The following is a 21,278-nucleotide window of genomic DNA, read 5'->3' on the forward strand; positions in this document are numbered from 1 at the left end:
AGGCAATCTTGACCTTCTATCCGGCCAATGTCGGGCGCCATGTGGCTTGCGGATTACGCCAGTCGATCGCCTCCAGCATGCAGGCCATCTGCGAGGGGGAAATGGCGATCACGCCGTCCACGGCCGAGGGCCAGATGTACTTCCCGCGCTCCAAGCGCTTGGCATAAAGCGACATGCCAACGCCGTCATGCCAGATGATCTTGCAAAGATCGCCGCGCCGTCCTCTGAAAATGTAGAGATCGCCGGCAAAGGGATCGCGGCCGAAACTCTGCTGCACTTGCAGGGCCAGGCTGCGCATGCCGCGCCGCATGTCCGTGTGCCCCGTTGCGATCCATATCCGAACGCCAGAGGGAACTGGGATCACGGCTTGACCGACCGCAGCACCGCCGACACCAGTCCAGGCGAGGCACCAGCGGGAATGCGCACAATCGCCCGCTCGAACTCGACGGTTATCGCCGATCCCATGGCCGGCGCCGGATCAGGGTGCACCTGCACCTGCACCTCGGCAAAGCCCCGCGCTGCCTGCTCTATCTGTCGCCGCCACCTGTAAATCTGGTTCGGCCGCAGATCAGCACGGCGGGCGATCTCCGCCACGTTCGCCCCAGGCGCCGCAATCGCCGCGACCAACTGCCGCTTCTGTTCGTCGGTCCATACCCGCCGCCGCTCCGGCCCCGAAATTACTGTGATCTGGCTCATCGCACCGTCCTTAGTATCGGTGCAAACACCGACGCTTGCACCGATGCCATCTCGAAATATCAGCCGATCACCGCAAGGCGGCCCTCACCGGAGCGATACGAAAGATCCGCCGCAAGATAGAGATTGTCATCCTTCGTGACGCCGTTGACGGAAAGAGCCTGTTGCTTGGGAGCGTAGAGCAGGCTGACTTTGCCGGTGACAGGGCCCAGTGTGTGCGAAACGGCGACATAGGGTTCGATGAAGTCCGAAAAGGGCAAAGCTGAACCGGGATAATAATAGTAGGTCGCGCCAACATCGACGGTGGTGGCGCCGAAGGAGTGCTTGTAGCCGCCAACGAAATCGATTTCCTGGCTGTTGCTGGCGATGTAGTCGCTGACCGAAGAACCCCAAACGGAAGCGTAGAATCCGGAGGAATGGCTGACAGTAAAGGTTCCTTGGACGGCGAAGTTTTTATCCGTCTGGGAAATGCCGCGGAATCGATAGTCGCTGACGAGCGTCGCACCGCCCGAAATCGTAACATCGCTGGCAGGGGGGTCGGTTTCGTCAGCCCACGCGGGCGAAGATAGGACAACCACAAAGGCCGCCACAGCGATTGGAACAGTCTTCTTCATGAGCGAATTTCCTTATTGATCCGAAATTCGTTCATCCTGCGGCCTCTCGGCTAGCCCTCGTGGGAATGGGGCGTATTATCGAGAGGCATTTCCCCTTAACTTGGAATGGTGCACTGCACAAATCCTGCTGCCAGTCACGGCACATTTCTTCCGGGGGTGTGGCATTACAGCAACAGTCATAGGCGCCGGCGTTTCGGCATTGCAGAGCGTGCGGAGGCTGGTGGAAAACTCAGCTAGGTTGAATCGATCAAAGCCGTTGTTGGCCTAGATGGTTGGAGAATTGCGCCGCTGCCGCTTCGCTTAGTGGCAAAGTAGGACCGGTAATCGAGGATCATGAATGACAGACCGTGTCGCGCCTCCGAGCACGAACTCCCGTGTTCTCGAGTGACCATATGCCCCCATGATCAGAAGGTCTGCACCGGTCTCAACGCCGCGTTTCAAGAGGGCCGTACCTGCATCGCATCCATCAGCAGGCACTTCCTCCATGCTACTGGTTAAGTCATGGCAAACCAAGTGACGATGAACCTCCTTGAGGATCAGTGCCGCGTCAAGCGCCTTCTCTCCCGTTATCGCAAGCACACGAATGGACCGGGCGGTGCGGCAGATCGGCAGCGCCTCTGCCAGCGCCCTAGCGGCCGATCGACCACCGTCCCACCCGATGATGACATTATCGAATCGGCGCCCGCTGGATACGGGCTGGGGGAGAAGCAGGACAGGGCGACCCGAATCGAATATCAGGCCCTCAGCGGCGACCTGGTATTCGACATTTGTTTCGACCGGAACCACGGCGAGGTCATGCGTGCGAGCTAGGCGCGCTGGCTCGGTGGGATTACCGATCAGGCCGCATTCGACAAGGAATTGCTCGCCACGCCGGTCTTCGCTGACGAGCAAAGAGAATTCGTCCAGAAGTTCCTGAGCGGCCTCGCGGCTTCGGATATTTTCGGTGGCGACTAGCGCGTTGGTATGTGCGAATTTATCCGAAAGCCAATTGCCGACTGCCGGGATGTGGGTCTCGCAAAGGATTCCGGAAAGACGTGCTCCAAATTGGTCGGCAAGCCGCACCGCTTCGTCGAGAGCCCAACGCGGCGTGCGATTGGGATAGGTTTCCATGTATAACAGGATGTCCCGGATGGCCGTGGTCATATGATAATCTCCTTACTTGGCTGACGTATGACCAGAGAAGTATCCTGTAAACGGCATGCGTTTATCTGTCTTTAGTATGCTCAACAATCTAGCGACACATCGACTGTGAGAGGTCATCATCATCCCCGGATTGTTTCTATGGTGTGTTTGTCCATTAAAGGCGGCGTTGGGCCCCTTGAAATTGTCGATCTGGACCGGCAAACATTGGTGGGACTGAACCGCCCCGGGATTGTCGGAGGCCATTTGGATTAAATTACGCAGCCATGGGTGTGTCGTCCAGCATGGCGTAGTATCGTTGTTCGGCTTCGGCGGGCGGGCCGCGAAGGGGACTACCGGACATGGCTGACGATTGCTGCGCGAGCGCCTGCGGCAGTGAGAAGGCAAAGGCCGATCCGCGCTGGCGGCGGGTGCTATGGGTGGCGCTAATCGTCAATGCGGCGATGTTTTTCGTCGAGATGGTGGCAGGCGCGGCCGCGGACAGCCGCGCGCTTCAGGCAGACGCACTCGATTTTCTGGGTGATGCCGCCAACTACGCCGTCAGCCTTGCCGTGGTCGGCATGGCGCTGGCATCGCGCGCACGGGCGGCGCTGCCTGGGTCTTTAGCAGTGCGATCCTAGCATTTGTAAATGGCACCGCACCTGACCCGGCGACGATGGGCGCAGTCGGCGCGCTGGCGCTTGCAGCCAATGTCGGGGTTGCGTTGTTGCTCTATCGCTACCGGACGGGCGACGCGAACATGCGTTCGGTCTGGATATGCTCGCGTAATGACGCGATTGGCAATGTCGCGGTTATGCTGGCGGCCGTTGGCGTATTCGGCACCGGTAACGCTTGGCCTGACCTGATCGTTGCGAGCGTTATGGCCGCACTGGCGCTGACCGGAGGCGCACAGGTGCTGCGGCAGGTGCTGCGGCAGGCGCTGGGTGAGTTGCGGTTGGTCGCAGAATGAACCGGGTCAAGGCAATTTTGCTTGTTGCAAACGAGATGGCCGTGTTCCGGAATGCGCGGATCGAGGGGAGCATCGAGAAGGCATGGCGCGCGCTCGAACGCGCCCACATCATTTCGCAACTCCATATTGGGCTGCACCTGAACAGTCACTGGGAAATGCTGAAATTCGCGGTGGCAGTTCACGACGCCCGGGAGATTAGTGGTCAGCTCGCACGCTTAGTTCTTGCACCGCTTGGTACGCTTACCGGGCGCATCCCGAAGGGAAATACCGGCCGCTCAAACGTCAGCGCTTTTGCGCCAATGCCGATACCTGACGACTTGCGCGATGTCATCGAGGAAGGTGCCAGGTGACGCGCCCTACCGTTTCCGTCGTGCTGCTTGTTCCAGATAGGGCTTCAGAGCCGACCCCACGGCTTCTGTCAGGGTCGTCAGATTTCGTTTTGCACGCGACATTGCCAACCATGCCGCCATGCCGCTTATGTCATACCGGTGCACGAGGCGCGTCGCCGCCTTGCCATGCGTTTCAACTGAAAATTGCTCATGGATCGATAGCAGCATCCCGAGGCCATAGCGAAAGGCGAGAACGCGCTGCGGTTCGAAGGTCACAATCTGCGCATCGACCGTCATGAATTTCGGATTTCGGTAGTCAGTCCTGATCGAGTAGCGCAACGGTGCATCCACTCCGGGTTCGCCCTCGATCCGAGCCATGGGATGCCACTTCGCATAGTCGTCAAAGGAAACAAGCGCCGCCCAGACCTGCTCGGGAGGCGCGGCAATTAAGGTCTCTCTGAAAACGCTCATTCAAAGCCTCGCGATCATCATTTTGCGTATTAATTTTTTCGATGCGCGCACTTACACATCGTCCGCAAGTAAAAATAGAAGTGCAAAGTTGTTATGTCGAAAAATACCAAGTTGGCGAACAAATTAGAATAGTGTAACAGGGAGTCGCAACAGGTGATATTGTCACATAAGAATGGCAAATTTTCTTATTTGCAACATGTTGCCAGAAAAGCTGTTGCAACGCCAGAATGCGACTGATATAGGCCCGGCCATGGCTCGCTGGGTATCTTGTCTGATAATGATGCTGTCGGTGCTCGCGTGCGACATCGCGGGCTCGCCATTGCTCGCCAATCCGGTAGTGGAAGTCGCAGGCTTTGCGCAAGTCTCAAGCCAAGTCTCAAGCGAGGATAGCTCGCAGGACAGCGATGAGTCAGGTAAGTCACAGACTGGTGCGGTCGGGCACATGGCGCATGGACATTGTACTGCGAGTTTGGCCGAGCCAGCAGACATATCGCAGCAGCCGTGCCTGAAGGCCGGTCAGCCACGTCCGGCAGACAGGCAAGCCAGCCTCAACTCCTGGTCTACAGCCCCCCCCACACAACCGCCCTCAGCCTGATCTTTGCCTGACGCGGGCACGCATTGCCCGCGCCATCTTGCATTGATCAGGAGTTTTTCATGCCAATACGATTGCGCGCCCTGCTGATGGCCGGTGCGCTGGTGATACAGGCCGGCCCGGCATGGGCCGAGCCGGTGACCTTGGATGATGCGCTTGCCAAGGGCCGTGAAGTCTCCCCGCGCATAACCCGTGCCGAGGCGGAGTTAAGGGCCGCCGAAGCGCGTGCGGTGCGGGCCGGGCTGCGGCCAAACCCCACGATCGGGGTTGAAGTCGAGAATTTCAGCGGCACCGGTCCTTATCGCTCGTTTCGCCAGAGCGAAGTCACGGTCGCGGTCAGTCAGGAGTTCGAGCTGGGCGGCGAGCGGCGGGCGCGCAAGGCCGTGGCGGGAGCCGAACGCGAGTTTGCCCGGCTGTCGCTGAGCAGGGCGGCCGCCGATCTCTCCTATGATATTGCGGTCGCTCATGCGGAATTGCGCGCGGCGGACGACCGGGCGGTGCTCGCCCGTGGCAATTTGACCCGCGCGCAGGAACTGGCGCGGATCGCCGGAGCCCTTGTCGATGCCGGGCGTGATCCGCCGCTGCGCAAGTTGCGCGCCGACGCTTTGCTGGCCGAGGCCGAGGCCGAGAGTCTGCGCTCCTTCGGGCTGTTGCTGACTGCAAGAAGGAAGCTGGGTCTCTTCATCGGCAGTGAAGACCCAGACCTGTCGGCGATCGGTGGAGACCCGGTCCCGACCGTGCCTCTACCCCCGGGCACCGCGAGTCTCGATGAACGACTGGCTGCGGCCGAGCGCGATGCCGCCTCGGCTGGCATCACGCTGGCGCGGGCAGAGGCTGTGCCAAACGTCACAGCGTCGGGTGGTTTTCGCAGTTTCCGGGAGAGCGGGGCGACGGCCGTTGTGATGGGTCTTTCGGTTCCCTTGCCATTCAACAATCGCGGCCGCAGCGGTGTGGCGGCGGCAAGGGCGGGACTGTCAGGATTTCCGTGTGCGGCCGGGCGGTTGAACATTACGCCGCCATGGCCCTGATGAAGCGCTCACCGAAGATTACGGCGAACTGGGCCTTGGCCATGGTCCACTCACGTGGCGGCATTTTCCACTCTTTTTCCGACCTGTTCAAGATCAGATAGAGCAATTTGGTGGCAGCTTCGTCGCTGGGGAAGTGGCCCCTGGCCCGGACCGCGCGCCTGAGCTTCGAGTTCAGCGCCTCGATCGCGTTCGTCGTGTAAATGATCCGCCGCACGTCGTCTGGGAAGGCGAAGAACGGGATGACCTCACCCCAGGCACGCCGCCAGCTCTGGCCGATCGCGGGATAGCGCTGGCCCCAGGGACTGGCCTCGAACGCCGTCAGCGCCTTTTCGGCAGCGTCAGCATCTGTGGCGCGGTAAATCTCCTTGAGCGCGGTTGCCAGCCCTTTGCGGTCTTTCCAGGATACGAAGTCCATGGAGTTGCGCAGCAGATGGACAATGCACGTTTGAACAATTGCCTCCGGGAACACGGCGGTGATCGCATCAGGGAAGCCCTTCAAGCCATCGACGACAGCGAGAAGGATATCTTCGACGCCGCGGTTCCGCAGTTCGTTCATCACCCGCAGCCAGAACTTGGCGCCTTCGTTTTGCTCCAGCCACAGGCCCAGAACCTCCTTGGTGCCATCAGCACGGACGCCCAGCGCGATATGGATCGCCTTGTTGCGGACCATGCCTTCATCGCGGATCTTGACCCGGATCGCGTCGAAGAAAACCAACGGATAAACCGGGTCGAGCGGCCTTTGCTGCCAGGTGGCAACTTCGTCGAGGACAGCATCGGTCACCGTGCTGATCAGATCCGGCGATACGTCGATACCGTACAGATCGCGCAGGTGCCCGGTGATCTCCCGCGTGCTCATGCCCCGCGCATACATCGACACAATCTTCTCATCGAAGCCCGGAAAGCGGCGCTGATACTTGGCTATCAGCTGCGGGTCGAAGCTAGACTGGCGGTCGCGCGGGACATCAATCTCCAGCTTGCCGGTCTCGGTCATTACGGTCTTCCGGCCATAGCCGTTGCGCGTGTTGCCGGCACCTTCGCCTGTCGCAAGATGGTGATCCATCTCCGCGTTTAACGCGCGCTCCGTCAGCGCCTTCTTCAGCGAATCCAGCAAGCCACCTTGTTCAAATGCCGCACTGGCAGCGCCTCCGGCCAAAAGCTCGTCGAGAAGCGCATTGGGAATAACGGATTCTTTGCGTCGTGACATAGTGGGACTCCTTGTTACCCATTAAGCCCGGCCACACACGGAAATCCTGACAGTCCCGCAAGGGCAGACAGCGATGCCGCAGAGGCAATGTTTGCCCAGACCCGCCTCGACACCAGCTTCACCCGACAGGAGGCGCAGACCTTATTGTCGGCGGCAAACGAGCGGCTTGCGGCTCTCACTGGTCCTGGCCTGCGTCAGGCCAGCGAAGCCGAACGTCTCGCTGGCATCGGCTACCGGGCGGGCAAGTTCTCGCTGCTCGAACTGATCGACGCGCAGCAAGCGCTCACCAGCACTCGTCTCGCCATCATCGAAGCGCAACTGGATCGCGCCCGCGCGCTCGCCGCGCTGGCTCGCGCGAACGCGCAGTAAGGAATTATCCCATGGAATTTGCAGAAAACAGAAAAGCCCTGATCGCCACGGTGGCGGCAGGCGCATTGGTTCTCGCCGGTGGCGGTGTCATGCTGGGCCGCACGCTGCTCGCACCCGATGCTGCTCCTACCGAGGCCGCCGCGCCGGATGAGAAGGCAGAGGAAAACCATGGCCCCGAGGGCTTCGTCGAAATGGATTCTGCCCGTGCACAAGGCGCGGGGATCGTTACCGAAACGGTGCAGTCCGGAGGCCTCGGCTCGGAAATCCTCGCACAAGGCGTCGTTGCCGCGACACCCGAAGGCGAAGCGGTGCTGACAGCGCGCGCCGATGGAGCGATTACCGCCATCAATCGCCGCCTCGGTGATTATGTCCAGGCTGGCCAGTCGATTGCGACGATGGAAAGCCGCGACGCGGCAAGCATCGCGTCGGAGCGCAGCACGGCACAGGCCAAACTCGCCCTGGCGCGCTCGACCTATGCGCGTGAAAAGCGCCTGTTCGACGCGCGCGTCACTGCGCGACAGGATCTCGAGGGCGCGCAGGCTGCGCTATCAGAAGCTGAAGCCGAAGCGCGGCGCAGCCAATCTGCCGCAGCGGCATCGAAAGTGAGCGGCGACGGACGGACGCTTGCCGTGGTCAGCCTGATTTCGGGCCGCGTCACCAGGTCCGATGCCAAGCTTGGTGCCTATGTGCTCGCCGGGGCCGAACTGTTCCGCGTATCCGACCCCAATCGTATCCAGATCAACGCCTCGGTGCTGGCCGCCGATGCCCGGCGCATCCAGCCGGGCGATACGGCGGTAATCGAATTGCTTGGAGGCGAGACCATGAGCGCCGTGGTCCGCTCGACCACGCCCAGCCTCGATCCCGAAAGCAAGTCGGCGACGGTCGTGCTCCAGCCGCAGGGCGTTGGCGGTCTGACTCAGGGTCAGGGATTGCGCGTGCGGATTACGCCGCGCGGGGCCTCCTCAGGCAGCGCCATCGCGCTACCTGAGGAGGCCGTGCAGTCATTCGAGGGACGCGATGTCGTGTTCGTGCGAACCGCAAAGGGGTTCCAGGCGACAAATGTGGTCACCGGCAAGCGCGGCGGGGGACGGATCGAAATCATCGACGGGCTGAAACCGGGCGCGGTCGTCGCGACCAAGGGCGCGTTCCTGCTCAAAGCCGAACTCGGCAAGGGCGAGGCGGAGCACTGAGATGATTGAAAAACTTCTCGATGCGTCGATCCGCTTCCGCTGGGGCGTGGTCATCCTGACGCTAATCGTTTCCGCTTATGGTGTCTTCCAGCTCTTGAAGCTGCCGATCGATGCCGTTCCGGACATCACCAACAAGCAGGTGCAGATCAACACCGTCGCGCCGAACCTCGGCCCGCTCGACATGGAGCGGCTCGTCACCTTCCCGGTCGAAACCGCAATGGCAGGGATACCGGGGCTGGAAAGTTCGCGCTCGATCTCGCGCAACGGGTTTTCGCAGGTCACGGTCGTCTTCGAGGATCACACCGACCTCTATTTCGCCCGCCAGCAGGTTGCCGAACGGCTCAACCAGGCCAAAGGCACGCTGCCTGAAGGCGTGGAACCATCGATGGGGCCGGTTTCGACCGGGCTTGGCGAAGTGCTGATGTATGTCGTCGATTTTGCGCCGTCCGGCACAAAGACCAATCCCAAAGTCGCGGGCAAGCCCGGTCCGCAGCCCGATGGGTCATACATGACGCCTGCGGGCGAGTTGCTGACCGATGCCATCGCCAAGGAAGGCTATCTTCGTTCGGTGCAGGACTGGGTGATCCGTCCGCAACTCAAGACGGTTTCGGGCGTCGCGGGGATCGATTCCATCGGCGGCTATGAAAAGCAGTTCGTGGTGACACCCGACGTCGCGAAGATGTCGACTTATGGCATCTCGTTTACCGAACTTGCCGACGCGCTCGAAAAGTCCAACATTTCGGTCGGCGCGAACTTTGTCGAACGCGGGGGCGAGGCGTTCCTCGTCCGCGCCGATGGCCGCATCCGCACGCTCGACGAGATTGCGCGTGCATCGATCGATTCCCGTGGGGGCGTTCCGGTCATGGTCCGCGATGTCGCGACAGTCCGCATCGGCGGCGACCTGCGGACAGGCGCGGCAACGCAGAACGGCAAGGAAGTTGTCGTCGGTACGGCTCTTATGCTGGCGGGCGGCAACAGCCGTATCGTCGCGAAATCGGTTGCCGATCGACTTGACACAGTCGCCAAGTCGCTACCACCGGGCGTTACCGTCAAGACAGTACTGGATCGGTCCGAACTGGTCGATGCCACGATCGGCACAGTCGAAAAGAACCTCGTCGAAGGCGCTCTGCTGGTTGCTGCGGTGCTGTTCTGGCTGCTCGGCAATTTCCGCGCTGCGGTGATCGCCACGCTCGTTATCCCGATCTCGTTCCTCGTGATGGGAACGGGGATGAACATCACCGGCACCTCGGGCAATCTGATGAGCCTTGGTGCGCTCGATTTCGGGCTGATCGTCGATGGCTCGATCATCATCATCGAAAACTGTCTGCAACGGCTGGCGCACCGCCAGCAACAGCTGGGCCGGGTGCTCAACCTCAACGAACGGCTGCACGAGGTGTTCGAAGCATCGCGCGAGATGGTCAAGCCGACGCTTTACGGCCAGGCAATCATCTTCCTCGTCTTCGTGCCACTGCTGACCTTCACCGGTGTCGAGGGCAAGACCTTCTCGCCAATGGCAATCACGGTCATGCTGGCGTTGGCCGGGGCATTCGTCGCGTCGCTCACCTTCGTTCCAGCTATGGTTGCACTGCTGATCCGGGGCGAAGTTGCGGAGAAGGAAGTCAAGGCGGTCGCCTGGGTCAAGGACCGCTACGAGCCAATACTCAAGCGCGTGATCGATCGCCCCTGGCCGTGGGTCGGCGCGGGTGCCGGTACGTTCGGTGCTGCGATCCTCGTCTTCCTGATGCTCGGCAGCGAATTCCTTCCCGTTCTCGGCGAGGGCAATCTTGCGATGCAGGCTTTGCGCATTCCTTCGACGTCGTTGGCAAAATCAACGGAAATGCAGCGGCAAGTCGAGGTAAGTGTCGCCAAGCTACCCGAAGTGGCGTTCGTCTATTCGAAGACCGGCACCGCAGAGGTCGCCAGCGACCCGATGCCGCCCAACGCATCGGACACCTTTATCATCCTCAAACCGAAAGACGATTGGCCGGCCGGTGTCGAGACCAAGGACGATGTCATCGCGCGCGTCGAAAAGCAGCTCGAGCCGCTGGTTGGAAATCAGGTCGAGATTAGCCAGCCGATCCAGCTTCGTTTTAACGAACTGATCGCCGGGGTGCGCGGTGACATCGCCATCAAGGTCTATGGTGACGATCTCGACGCGATGGGCAAGTCGGCTCAGCAGATCGCGAGCGTTCTGAAAACCGTCAAGGGCGCGGCAGACGTCAAGGTCGAACAGACGGCGGGCTTTCCAGTGCTCGACGTCCAGTTCGATCGCGATGCAATCGCGCGCTATGGGCTGAGTCTCCAGGACGTCAGCGATACCGTGGCGGCCGCCATGGGGGGACGTGAGGCTGGGATCGTGTTCGAGGGTGACCGGCGCTACGACATCGTCGTCCGGCTCGACAACCTGACCCGCAACGATCTCGATGCGGTCGGGGCTTTGCCGGTGATGCTGCCCGGCGAGGATGTGGACCGGGTGTCGGTGCCGCTTCGCGAGGTAGCCAGGTTCAATTTCTCGGAAGGACTAAATCAGGTCAGCCGCGAAAACGGCAAGCGGCGCGTGGTAGTTCAGGCGAACGTGCGCGGCAACGATTTGGGTTCGTTTGTTGCCGAAGCCCAGCAGAAGGTGAATGCTCAGGTCAAATTGCCGACGGGCGCCTTCATCGAATGGGGCGGGCAGTTCAAGAACCTGCAAGCCGCGTCGCAGACGCTGTCCGTGGTCATCCCGATCATCTTCGCCGCGATCTTCGGCATCCTGTTCCTGGCGCTGGGCGGGGTCAGGCAATCGATCGCGGTCTATTCGGCAATTCCGCTGGCGCTGGCGGGCGGTGTATTCTCGCTGCTGCTGACCGGTTTGCCGTTCTCGGTGTCGGCGGCGGTCGGTTTCATCGTGTTGTCGGGCGTCACCGTTCTCAACGGCCTGGTCGTGATGACCAGCATCAACACGCGATTGGATGCGGGCAAGCCGGTCGATGAAGCGATCGCGGAAGGCACGATGGAGCGCGTTCGCGCGGTGTTGATGACCGGAATCGTCCCGGCCATCGGCTTCGTGCCCATGGCGATTGCGACGGGCACCGGTGCCGAGGTGCAGAAGCCGTTGGCGATCGTGGTGATCGGCGGGCTGATTACCTCGACCCTGCTGACGCTCTTCGTGCTTCCTGCGATCAGTCATCTGCTGCTGCGTGGTCGCCACAAGAAGCACGTTCCTGGGGATTACAGCGATGTCTCGGTGCTCGGTGAGCCCATCGTCGATAAATAAGGAGAAAACGCAACATGAACCAGCCAACAGTTTCGCAACAGGCCATGCTTTGCCCCGCGTGCCGCGTGCCGCTTTCAATGTCGGATCGACAAGGAGTCGAAATCGACTTTTGCCCGCAATGCCGCGGGGTCTGGCTAGATCGTGGAGAACTCGACAAGATAATCGAGCGATCCGAACGGGCTGCCCCGCCGGCATCGGCACCTGCTGCCGGTGTACGTCCCGAAAACGGCGAGCGCGGCTATGACGATTATCGTCGGTCGGGACATCATGGTGGCAAGCCCCGCAAGAGTTTTCTCGCCGAGTTGTTCGACTGATCGGCTGATGGCCGGTCGAAGGAGAGTGCGCATGGGGTCTGAACACAGTGACGATGACGGCCACGCGCACGGCCACGGCGAAAGCACAGGCCTGCGGATATTTCTGTTTGCCTGCGCCATTGCCGCCATTGCCTATGGCGTTTCGTGGTTGCAGCCCGAATGGTCGCGATGGGCTTATGGCGTGGGCGCAGTCCTTTCGGTGGCGCCCTTCGCCCGAACGGCATTCACCAAGGCGCTGAAGGGCCGCCCGTTCAGCATCGAAACACTGGTCACAGTGGCGGTGCTGGGCGCGATTCCCATCGACGCCGGGGCCGAAGCCGTTGTCGTGGTGGCGCTGTTCTCGCTGGGCGAACTGCTTGAAGGTTTTGCCGCAGCCCGCGCGCGTTCGGGATTGAGCGCGCTGGCCAAGCTGTTGCCATCGCAAGCCGTCATCGAGGTCGATGGTGAGCGGCGCACTGTGGATGTCACAACGCTCAACATTGGGGCGATCATGCTGGTCTCGGCGGGAGACCGAATCGCCGCCGATGGCCGCATCATCAATGGCAGCTCCGCGCTCGACGAAGCAGCGATCACGGGAGAATCGCGTCCCGTGGAAAAGACGGTTGGTGCCGATGTCTTTGCCGGATCGATCAACGGCGATGGCACGCTGAAAGTCGAAGTGACCAAGGACGCATCGAACAGCGTGGTCGCCAGGATCGGTGATCTCGTGGCGCAGGCTCAGGCGTCAACCGGACCTACCGCCCGCTTCATCGACAATTTCAGCAGCTGGTATACACCCGCCGCGATCATCCTGGCGACGCTGATCGCTTTGGTGCCACCGCTGGCCTTTGGCGGCGAATGGGCCACCTGGACCTATCGCGCGTTGACGGTGCTGCTGATTGCCTGCCCCTGTGCGCTGGTGCTTTCAACGCCTGCCGCGATTGCCACCGGCATCGCAACTGCAGCACGCAGCGGCATCTTGATCAAGAGCGGCGAAGCGCTGGAACAGCTCGCCAAGATCGGCATCGCCGCCTTTGACAAGACCGGCACGCTGACGCGCGGACATCCTGTGGTCACCGATGTCGCAGGCCAGGACACGCTCAAACTGGCCGCGGCTATCGAGACCGGATTGACGCATCCAGTAGCCAAGGCGATCGTTACAGAAGCAGAGCGGCTGAAAGTAGCCGTGCCCAAATCGACGGACGTCACCATAAAGCAGGGTCAGGGTGCGGTGGGCATGGTTGGCGGCAAGCAGGTGGCGCTGTTCAGCCCGCGCGCGGCGGGATCGCTCGAAACCGATGTTGCAGCGAGCATCGATACGCTCGAACGCGCGGGCAAGACGGTTGCGGTGTTGCTGGTGGACGGTAAATATCAGGGTCATATCGCGGTTCGCGATGAAGCACGCGACGATGCCAGACCCGCCATTGCCGCGCTCAACGCGCTTGGCATTCGCTCGCTAATGCTCAGTGGCGACAATCAGCGGACGGCAACGGCCGTCGCGCAGGGGCTAGGGATGGAGGCCGAGGGCGAGTTGATGCCAGCCGACAAGCTCAAACGGATCGAAGCCCTCAAGGCCGAAGCGCCGGTCCTGATGGTGGGTGACGGCGTCAACGATGCTCCCGCGCTTGCCACCGCTACGCTTGGCCTGGCCATGGGCGGCGGCACCGATGTCGCGATAGAGACTGCCGATGTCGGCCTGCTCAAGGATCGTTTGTGGGGCGTCCCAGATGCCATCCGGCTGGCCCGCAAGACCCGCAGCACGATCCTCACCAACATTGTCATCGCGGTCGGGCTTAAACTCGTGTTCCTGGTGCTTGCCGTGTTCGGCATCACCAATCTGTGGACCGCCATCATTGCCGATACAGGGGCGACGATTCTGGTTACGTTCAATGCACTGCTGCTGTTCTGGACGTTCCAGCCAACGGAGGTGGAAGAAGGTCACACCGCCAGCACGAGGGCTTGAACATGGGCGCAGGACATAGCCACGCTGACGCCGGACATGGAACACCGGGGCATAGTCACGGCGCGGGGGCGAATGGCAGAAACCTGACCATTGCCTTGGCGATCACCAGCACGTTTCTCGTTGCCGAGCTTGTCGGCTCGTTTGTCTTCAACAGTCTCGCGCTGCTTTCCGATGCGGCGCACATGTTCACCGATGCGGCCGCGCTTGCAATTGCGCTCGTTGCAATCAAGGTAGGGCAGAGGCCGGCCGACAAGCAACGCACCTATGGCTACCGCCGGTTCGAAATTCTCGCCGCATCGTTCAACGCGTTGCTGCTCTTTGCTGTCGCGGGCTATATTCTTTGGGAAGGCATCAATCGGCTTATCGACCCCGAGCCAGTGGCCTCGCTCGGTATGCTCGTTGTCGCAACATTCGGACTCCTTGCCAATTTCGTGGCCATGCGCGTGCTCGTGGCCGGCAAAGATAGCAGTCTCAATGTAAAGGGCGCCTATCTCGAAGTCTGGGCCGACATGTTGGGCTCGCTCGGCGTTATTGGGGCGGCTGTTGCTATCTACTTCACAAGGCTCACCTGGATCGATGCCATCGTCGCCATAGCCATAGGACTGTGGGTGCTTCCTCGGACCTGGATGCTGCTAAAGGACACGACGCACATCCTGTTGCAAGGTGTGCCGAGCGGGATGGACCTCGAAGAGATTCGAAAGGCGGTCAATGACGTGGCCGGCGTCGATAGCACACACGACCTTCATGTCTGGTCCGTCGCTGGCGACGATGCCAGTCTGACCGCACATGTGGTCCTGGCTGCGGGCGCGGAGCCGTTCGCAACGCGCGCCGCAGTCGCAGCGATGCTTGAGGGCAGGTTTGGCATCCATCATTCGACGATCCAGGCCGAAGTCGTTCCCTGTGATGATGAAGCTGCGCTCCATGCTTGAGATTGGCCGCCCCGCGTGTTGGAAGGAAATTGTCTCCACCAAGCGAGACCCCGGACATGTCGGAAAGAGCGGCCCCGCCGGAGGCGAGGCATTACCCCTGCCGCGCCTCCGGCGAAAATGTGCACGCCCAAGCGTATGCTTGTACCCAGGCAAGTGTCACAATGACCGAGAAGTTGGCTGCCGTGGCTGCAAGGTCGGGCTTCCTTGATTCCGCGCTTCGCCGCTATTACCCGAAAGGCCAATGGAAATGGGGCTGAAGCAAATGGACGTTAAGATTGCCAGGATTCCGGTGATCGGGTGGAAGTGGACTCAAAAATCATGAGCTATTGTGACATCGTCGTCGATGCTTGCCCCAAGAAGGACGTCCAGCTGCCGCTCGAATTTGCGCGAAAATTGGCTCTCGAAACCGGGGCGAGGCTATCAGTGGTATCTTATGCTTGGCCGCGATATTCTGGCATGCGTCCGCTGGTCGGAAACGCATTATCCGCTCAGTTGCAAGAGCGGGAGATGATAGATGCGTTGGATACCGCTCGCAGCGCATTCGGCACTGTCTTTGACGACAACGCGGTTGAAGCCGAGTGGTGCTCCGGCGTTGCTGAGCCGAATGTTGTGCTGCGAGATCATCTGTGGACCGCAGACCTGCTCATCACCAGCGCATCTGAAAGCAAGACGTGCGCTCCGCTGAACGCTGCCGACCTTGCCTTGCGATCGGGCGCGCCCATTCTGCGTCTTGGCACGAAAATGCCGGAAGCCAGCTTTGCCAATGTGCTAGTCGCATGGAAGGATTGCTCGCAAGCACGCCGCGCTGTGCATGATGCACTACCGATCCTCCAGCGTACCGGGAAGGTGACGGTCGTCGGTGTCGGTGACGAAGTGGCGATCGAACGCCTGGAAATGGTTGCTGATCATTTGCGCCGCCATGGCGTGACTGCGGAACATCTGCATATTCCCCGCACTCACGGTAAAATCGGTGAGGACCTGCTGGCCGAGGCTCAACGTGTCGATGCCAGTCTCATTGTTGCCGGGGTTTTCAGCCGGGGTTCCTTAAGGGAGCGAGTGTTGGGAGGCGTGACCAGAGACTTGCTCGGCAATCCCGAGATTTCCTGGTTCATGGCTCATTGAACTGAACGCGCATGCGAGCGACTGCCGTTCCACTTGCTCGGCAGATCAGTGCAAATATAAGTCTTCTCCGGCGGGCGCGACGAGGTAACGTGGATCGGTAAAGTCCCAGGATCATTTTACCAATAAGGACACAGTATCTATCTAAAATCTTGGGCCAACTTTTCGCGAAATCTGGGGTGAGCCAGGGCGATAAGAGCATCGGCTCGTTGACTCATTGATTTACCCTTCAAATCAACCCAGCCGAATTCCGTGACTATGATATGCGTGTCGTTGCGCGGCGTTGTGACGGGACCGTCTAGGACGGGGACAATCCGGGAAACGGTGCCGTTGCGGGCGGTGGACTCGCAGGCAATGATGGATTTTCCACCCTTCGACGCCGTTGCGCCCCTGACGAAATCGAGCTGTCCGCCCGATCCGCTGTACTGCCGCCCAAGGAGGTGTTCGGAATTGCAGGCGCCGCCCAGGTCGAACTGCAATGTCCCGTTTACCGAAACGACATTGTCGTTCTTCGCGATATGCCGCGGATCGTTGACAATGTTCACGGGCAGGGAATGGATGGCCGGATTGTCGTCAATGAAATCGTAGAAGGCAGCATCACCCATCGCGAAAGTGAAGACGCTGCGACCCGGGTAGGTCGCCTTGGCCTTGTTGGTGACTGCACCGCACCGGATCAGTTGTGTCAGGGCCGGGGTCAACAACTCCGTGTGGATCCCCAGATCCTTGCGATCTTCGAGTAGCGCGCAGACTGCCGCGGGGAGCGTGCCGATTCCCATTTGCAGGCAGGCGCCATCGTCGATCATTCCGGCAATGATTCGGGCGATGGTCCGTTCTTCAGGGCTTGGTTTCCCGCACGATATTTCCGGCAGGGGGCAGCGATTTTCAACGATTGAATCGACCTCGGACACGTGCAGCAGCGAGTCTCCAAATACGCGCGGCATGGCCGGATTGACTTCCACTATGAGCCTGCGGGCACTGCGTGCGGCAGTCGACGTGTAATCGTTGCTGGTTCCGAAGGTGAACCAACCGTGGCGATCCATCGGCGAGACGGTGGTGATGCAGGCGTCAAGATCGACGCGCTCGGACAAGAGTTGCGGCGATTGGCTGAATGCCACCGGCACGAACTCGATTGGCCCATAAGGAGCTGGGGATGGATCCGCTCTGATCAGCGCCCGCTCGACACTGCTCAGAAACATACAGTGCGGTCGCACCCGATCTAGGAGGTCGCGTCGCAGGACCGTTTTGCCGGCGGCATCGAGGGAATGGAAATACCACAAGCGCAAATCGGCAAGCTTGGAGGTTTCGATCCGGCCTGCCAGGGCTTCGAGCAGCGCTGGCGGTTCGGCGACCGCCATCCCCATCGCCAGATTCATGCCCGAGTCAATGAACGCCAATGCGTCCTCGGCCGTGGTCAGTTTTTCGCGGTAGGCGTCCTGATGGGCGGTCATTGGCGGTCCTTGAAGCTAAGATTATGCCGGTCCCTTGGGCTATGCGAGGCGCCCGTGGGCCGCAGATGCGGCAAGCGAGAGAAGCAAAGCGCCCGCGTTCTTCGAGACATGCTACGGCCTCGGTGTACTGGCCTCCAACGGCAGTTGCGTCTTCATCAATACGGGAGCCGAGCGACAACGGAATTCGATACTTCGCGTAATGCAAGTGGCCGCGAAGCAGCCGGTCTCCGTTACGTCACGCGCAGTTGATGCACATGGCGGCAGTAGGGAGGGCTTCGAGGCGCTTGGGGTCGATGCTGACGCCGCATTTGGTACAGGTGCCATAGGTCCCGTTCTCGATGCGCGACAAAGCGGCTTGGATTTGCGCGACTTCCTCTTTGAATCCGGCGTCGAGCGCAGCGAGAGTCTCGTCGTCGGCAAGGTCGATGGCCTGTTCAGAGGAGTCGGCATCCAGAGGGTGGCGAAGCTCGTCCTCGATTATATCGGCGCGATTAATCAACTCCCGGAGGCGTGAGTTCAAAGCAACGATCAAGGGCTCATGGTTCTTCATGATTATCAACTCCATTATTTTTGGTCTGTTCGATCGACCTTATGCCGATCTGAAGCACATGGACAATTCCTGGTCGATTTCGGACGTACATCGATAGTCCGCACAATTCGAAGGAATCTTGGGCAGTGCATTTTCAAATGACCGCCCAGCAGGATCACCCGCAAAGCGGCAGCCTGTTTCAATCGCGGGCAGCACGAAGATGCGGTACCATAGCCGCCACGGCGACGTCCGCCATTTTCAGCGAGGCGGCGCCTTGGCGAATGTAGGAGGCCCGCGATGACCGACAACGATAAAACAGCCGCAATTGCTGTTCTCAACCGCATCATGGAAGCCGAACTGGCGGGCGTCGTCCGCTACACCCACTATGCCCTGATGGTTTACGGTTACAACCGCATCCCCATCGTTTCGTGGCTGGAGGGGAACGCGTCCGAAGGACTGGCCCATGCCCGCAAGGCGGGTGAGCTGGTCACGCTGCTGGGTGGTCACCCGTCGCTCCAGATCGGCCCGCTGCTGGAGACGACCAAGCATGACATCGGCGACATCCTGCGTGAAAGCCTGGAGCACGAGAAGTTGACGCTCGGCCTCTATTACGAACTGCTCAAGCTCGCTTCCGACACGTCGGTTTTGCTTGAGGAGTACGCACGCGAGATGATCATGCTTGAGGAGCTGCATCTCGACGAGGTCGACAAGATGCTGCGCAAGCCGGGCGAAGTTGCAGCATTCCACGACTGATCTGGCGGCCGGGCCTCTTGGATTTGAAGGCGCCGGGCGAACGCGCGGTTTAGTCCCGACGGTTTCCCCTCGATGATGGGGCTGGCCGTAGGCATCTTTTTTCCCACGCTGCGTGAGACTGACGAAGATCAAATACCGGCCCTCGACGAGCCGCTAGCTGGTTGCGCCAAGCTCCCCGGCATGACCGAGGGTTCCATCCGCACAAACAATTATTGCAAATAGGTCGCAATAGCATTAGCGGCTGACCAATGATGATTCACTTACAGGGGGTTTTCTTGAAGAAGCTGTTGCTCTTTTCCACCGCGCTGATCGCGGTGCCCGGTCTGGCACTAGCATCCGAGGCTGATGGCGATGATGGCCGCACGATCATCGTCACCGGCAAGGCGGTCGGCTATCTGGCAGACGACTCCGTCACGGCAACCAAGACGGATACGCCGCTGATCGACGTGCCGCAGTCTGTCACGGTTGTGACCCGCGAACGGCTCGATGATCAGGCACTGCGCAGCATGGCCGATGTCCTGCGCTATGTGCCGGGCACCACCGTCGGCCAAGGCGAGGGCAATCGTGACCAGATCACCCTGCGCGGCCAGAACACCAGCGCGGACTTCTTCCTCGACGGCGTACGGGACGATGTCCAGTACTACCGCAGTCTCTACAATATCGAACGGGTCGAGGTGCTCAAGGGACCCTTTGCGCTGATCTTCGGCCGGGGCGGTAGCGGCGGCATCATCAACCGGGTCCAGAAGACGCCGTCAGCCGACGCTCTGAAAATCGGCGGATCGGCCAGCGTCAATACGTTCGGATCATGGGATGCGTCTGCCGACATCAACGCTCCGCTCGGTAGCAATGCCGCGTTCCGTCTTAACGGAACCTACGAAAGCCTCGACAATCACCGCGATTACTTCGAGGGCGAACGGTATGCGATCAATCCCTATGTCGCAGTGGATCTAGGCGGCGGCTGGAAAGCCGGCTTGTCCTATGAATATGTCCACGACGATCGCGTCACCGATCGCGGCGTCCCTTCGATCGCGACAGCCGCGAACGAACCGAACCGGCCGCTCAGCGGCCACCGCGATACATTCTTTGGCGTGCCGGGCGTCAATCGCACGGGTCTCGAGGCGCACATCGTCAAGGCGCGGCTCGACGGCGAATTGACCGACAATCTCGATTGGTCGACCACCGTGCTCTACGGCGACTACGACAAGTACTATACCAACGTCTTCGCCAATGGCGCTGCTACCGGCCAGACGGGCACCGTGGCGCTGTCGAGCTACATCGACCCGAACAAGCGGCAGAACTTCATCGCCCAGACCAACCTCGTCTGGGATGTCAATCTCGGCCCGGTTGGCAACAAGATCCTGATGGGGCTTGAATATGGCGACCAGGATTCAGCCAACCAGCGTCGCAACGGTACTCTGTCGAACACGACGCTGAACCTTGCTAATATCGTCTATCCGAGCGTCACCTTCGGCGCGCTCGCGCGCGATACCGTGTCCAATGTCCAGTTCTTCTCGGCCTATGCCCAGGACCAGATCAGCTTCGGCGAGCATCTCGATCTGGTGGTCGGCCTGCGTTACGACCGCTTCGAGATCAAGGGAACCGACCGGATCGGAACGCCGCGTCCGTTCGCGCGCACCGACGAGAAGGTTTCGCCGCGCGTCGGTGTGATCTTCAAGCCGCAGGAAAGCATCTCGATCTACGGCAGCTATAGCCAGTCGTTCCTGCCGCGATCAGGCGACCAGTTCCTGACGATGAGCGCAACCCAGCAGAACCTCGCCCCGGAAAAGTTCACCAACTATGAGGTCGGCGCCAAGTGGGACATTCGTCCCGATCTGAACGTCACGCTGGCCCTGTTCCAGCTTGATCGGACCAATGCGACGACGCCGGACCCGAACAATGTCACCGCCACGATCAATGTCGGGGAAACCCGCACCAAGGGGCTGGAACTGGCGCTGACCGGACGGATCACGCCGAACTGGCAGATGAGCGGCGGTTACACCTATCAGGACGCCAAGCTGCGCGGGAACGACTTCGTGCGCCTCGCCCAGGTGCCCAAACACCAGTTTGCGCTGTGGAACCGCTACGATTTCAATCGCAGCGTCGGCGTCGGCCTGGGTGTCGTTCACCAGTCGAGCCAGTTTGCCGCGATCCGCACCACTGCCACGACGACCCGCCTGCCTGACTTCACGCGTGTCGATGCGGCCCTATTCTTCAAGGCCAGCGACAGGCTCGAATTCCAGGTCAACGTCGAGAACCTGCTCGATGAGGCGTATTTCTCCGACGCACATAACAACAACAACATCACGCCGGGCGCGCCGATCAATGCACGCTTCACGGCGCGCGTGAAATTCTGATCGCTCGCGGCAGGGGAGGCGTAGCTCGCCTCCTCCTGCCGTGAAGCAATCGTGC

The 21,278-nt window shown here is 60.6% G+C and carries 18 protein-coding genes and 2 pseudogenes; 12 read left to right on the forward strand and 8 right to left on the reverse strand.

What is annotated here, in order from left to right; all coding sequences use genetic code 11:
• Positions 1-16: 16 nt before the first annotated feature.
• The 4 genes from tnpB to NUH86_RS02330 form a co-directional block, all read right to left on the reverse strand.
• The gene (gene tnpB, locus NUH86_RS02315; protein WP_030541462.1) at positions 17-364 is read right to left on the reverse strand and encodes an IS66 family insertion sequence element accessory protein TnpB; all 348 of its coding nucleotides are present in this window, start codon (positions 362-364) and stop codon (positions 17-19) included.
• The gene (gene tnpA / locus NUH86_RS02320) at positions 361-696 is read right to left on the reverse strand and encodes an IS66-like element accessory protein TnpA (protein ID WP_267251095.1); all 336 of its coding nucleotides are present in this window, start codon (positions 694-696) and stop codon (positions 361-363) included. The genes tnpB and tnpA overlap by 4 nt, the downstream gene beginning before the upstream one ends.
• A gap of 59 nt (positions 697-755) precedes the next feature.
• Positions 756-1,307 carry a TorF family putative porin gene (locus NUH86_RS02325; protein WP_267251096.1) on the reverse strand — a complete coding sequence of 184 codons (552 nt, stop codon included), beginning with the start codon at positions 1,305-1,307 and terminating at the stop codon, positions 756-758.
• Between the two features lie 300 nt (positions 1,308-1,607).
• The gene (locus NUH86_RS02330) at positions 1,608-2,450 is read right to left on the reverse strand and encodes a universal stress protein (protein ID WP_267251098.1); all 843 of its coding nucleotides are present in this window, start codon (positions 2,448-2,450) and stop codon (positions 1,608-1,610) included.
• Positions 2,451-2,788: 338 nt separating this feature from the next.
• Here NUH86_RS02330 and NUH86_RS02335 point away from each other — a divergent pair.
• Positions 2,789-3,396 (forward strand): annotated as a pseudogene (locus tag NUH86_RS02335) (cation transporter).
• Positions 3,393-3,746, forward strand: coding sequence for a DUF3703 domain-containing protein (locus NUH86_RS02340; RefSeq protein ID WP_267251099.1), 354 nt, complete (start codon positions 3,393-3,395; stop codon positions 3,744-3,746). Before NUH86_RS02335 ends, NUH86_RS02340 begins: the two are co-directional and overlap by 4 nt.
• Positions 3,747-3,752: 6 nt before the next feature.
• Here NUH86_RS02340 and NUH86_RS02345 read toward each other — a convergent pair whose 3' ends face one another.
• A complete protein-coding gene (locus NUH86_RS02345; RefSeq protein ID WP_184081751.1) occupies positions 3,753-4,196 on the reverse strand; it encodes an SRPBCC domain-containing protein in 444 nt (147 codons plus the stop codon).
• A 654-nt stretch (positions 4,197-4,850) separates the two neighbouring features.
• On the opposite strand from NUH86_RS02345, the gene NUH86_RS02350 reads away from it, so the two are divergent.
• On the forward strand, positions 4,851-5,816 hold the full coding sequence (locus NUH86_RS02350) for a TolC family protein (protein ID WP_267251100.1): 966 nt from the start codon (positions 4,851-4,853) through the stop codon (positions 5,814-5,816).
• Here NUH86_RS02350 and NUH86_RS02355 read toward each other — a convergent pair.
• Complete coding sequence (locus NUH86_RS02355; RefSeq protein ID WP_267251101.1) at positions 5,797-7,020, reverse strand: IS256 family transposase; 1,224 nt, start codon at positions 7,018-7,020, stop codon at positions 5,797-5,799. The genes NUH86_RS02350 and NUH86_RS02355 overlap by 20 nt on opposite strands.
• Before the next feature lie 69 nt (positions 7,021-7,089).
• Here NUH86_RS02355 and NUH86_RS02360 point away from each other — a divergent pair.
• The 7 genes and pseudogenes from NUH86_RS02360 to NUH86_RS02390 form a co-directional block, all read left to right on the forward strand.
• A pseudogene (locus tag NUH86_RS02360) lies at positions 7,090-7,389 on the forward strand (TolC family protein); the annotation flags it as partial.
• Between the two features lie 11 nt (positions 7,390-7,400).
• On the forward strand, positions 7,401-8,579 hold the full coding sequence (locus NUH86_RS02365; RefSeq protein WP_267251102.1) for an efflux RND transporter periplasmic adaptor subunit: 1,179 nt from the start codon (positions 7,401-7,403) through the stop codon (positions 8,577-8,579).
• A gap of 1 nt (position 8,580) precedes the next feature.
• The gene (locus NUH86_RS02370; protein ID WP_267251103.1) at positions 8,581-11,835 is read left to right on the forward strand and encodes an efflux RND transporter permease subunit; all 3,255 of its coding nucleotides are present in this window, start codon (positions 8,581-8,583) and stop codon (positions 11,833-11,835) included.
• 14 nt (positions 11,836-11,849) lie between these two features.
• Positions 11,850-12,149 carry a zf-TFIIB domain-containing protein gene (locus NUH86_RS02375; protein WP_267251104.1) on the forward strand — a complete coding sequence of 100 codons (300 nt, stop codon included), beginning with the start codon at positions 11,850-11,852 and terminating at the stop codon, positions 12,147-12,149.
• A gap of 31 nt (positions 12,150-12,180) precedes the next feature.
• Complete coding sequence (locus NUH86_RS02380; protein WP_267251105.1) at positions 12,181-14,091, forward strand: heavy metal translocating P-type ATPase; 1,911 nt, start codon at positions 12,181-12,183, stop codon at positions 14,089-14,091.
• A 2-nt stretch (positions 14,092-14,093) separates the two neighbouring features.
• A complete protein-coding gene (locus NUH86_RS02385) occupies positions 14,094-15,020 on the forward strand; it encodes a cation diffusion facilitator family transporter (protein WP_267252010.1) in 927 nt (308 codons plus the stop codon).
• Between the two features lie 297 nt (positions 15,021-15,317).
• Entirely contained in the window at positions 15,318-16,142 is an 825-nt protein-coding gene (locus NUH86_RS02390; RefSeq protein WP_267251106.1) for a universal stress protein, read from the forward strand.
• A gap of 137 nt (positions 16,143-16,279) precedes the next feature.
• On the opposite strand, the gene NUH86_RS02395 is transcribed toward NUH86_RS02390, so the two are convergent.
• Together NUH86_RS02395 and NUH86_RS02400 are read right to left on the reverse strand one after the other, a co-directional pair.
• The gene (locus tag NUH86_RS02395) at positions 16,280-17,587 is read right to left on the reverse strand and encodes an acetyl-CoA hydrolase/transferase family protein (protein WP_267251107.1); all 1,308 of its coding nucleotides are present in this window, start codon (positions 17,585-17,587) and stop codon (positions 16,280-16,282) included.
• A 235-nt stretch (positions 17,588-17,822) separates the two neighbouring features.
• Complete coding sequence (locus tag NUH86_RS02400; protein ID WP_267251108.1) at positions 17,823-18,137, reverse strand: TraR/DksA family transcriptional regulator; 315 nt, start codon at positions 18,135-18,137, stop codon at positions 17,823-17,825.
• 276 nt (positions 18,138-18,413) lie between these two features.
• On the opposite strand from NUH86_RS02400, the gene NUH86_RS02405 reads away from it, so the two are divergent.
• Entirely contained in the window at positions 18,414-18,869 is a 456-nt protein-coding gene (locus tag NUH86_RS02405) for a ferritin-like domain-containing protein (protein ID WP_267251109.1), read from the forward strand.
• 275 nt (positions 18,870-19,144) lie between these two features.
• Complete coding sequence (locus NUH86_RS02410) at positions 19,145-21,223, forward strand: TonB-dependent receptor (protein ID WP_267251110.1); 2,079 nt, start codon at positions 19,145-19,147, stop codon at positions 21,221-21,223.
• Positions 21,224-21,278: the final 55 nt, after the last annotated feature.

It is taken from the genome of Sphingobium sp. JS3065, assembly GCF_026427355.1.
GTDB lineage: Bacteria > Pseudomonadota > Alphaproteobacteria > Sphingomonadales > Sphingomonadaceae > Sphingobium.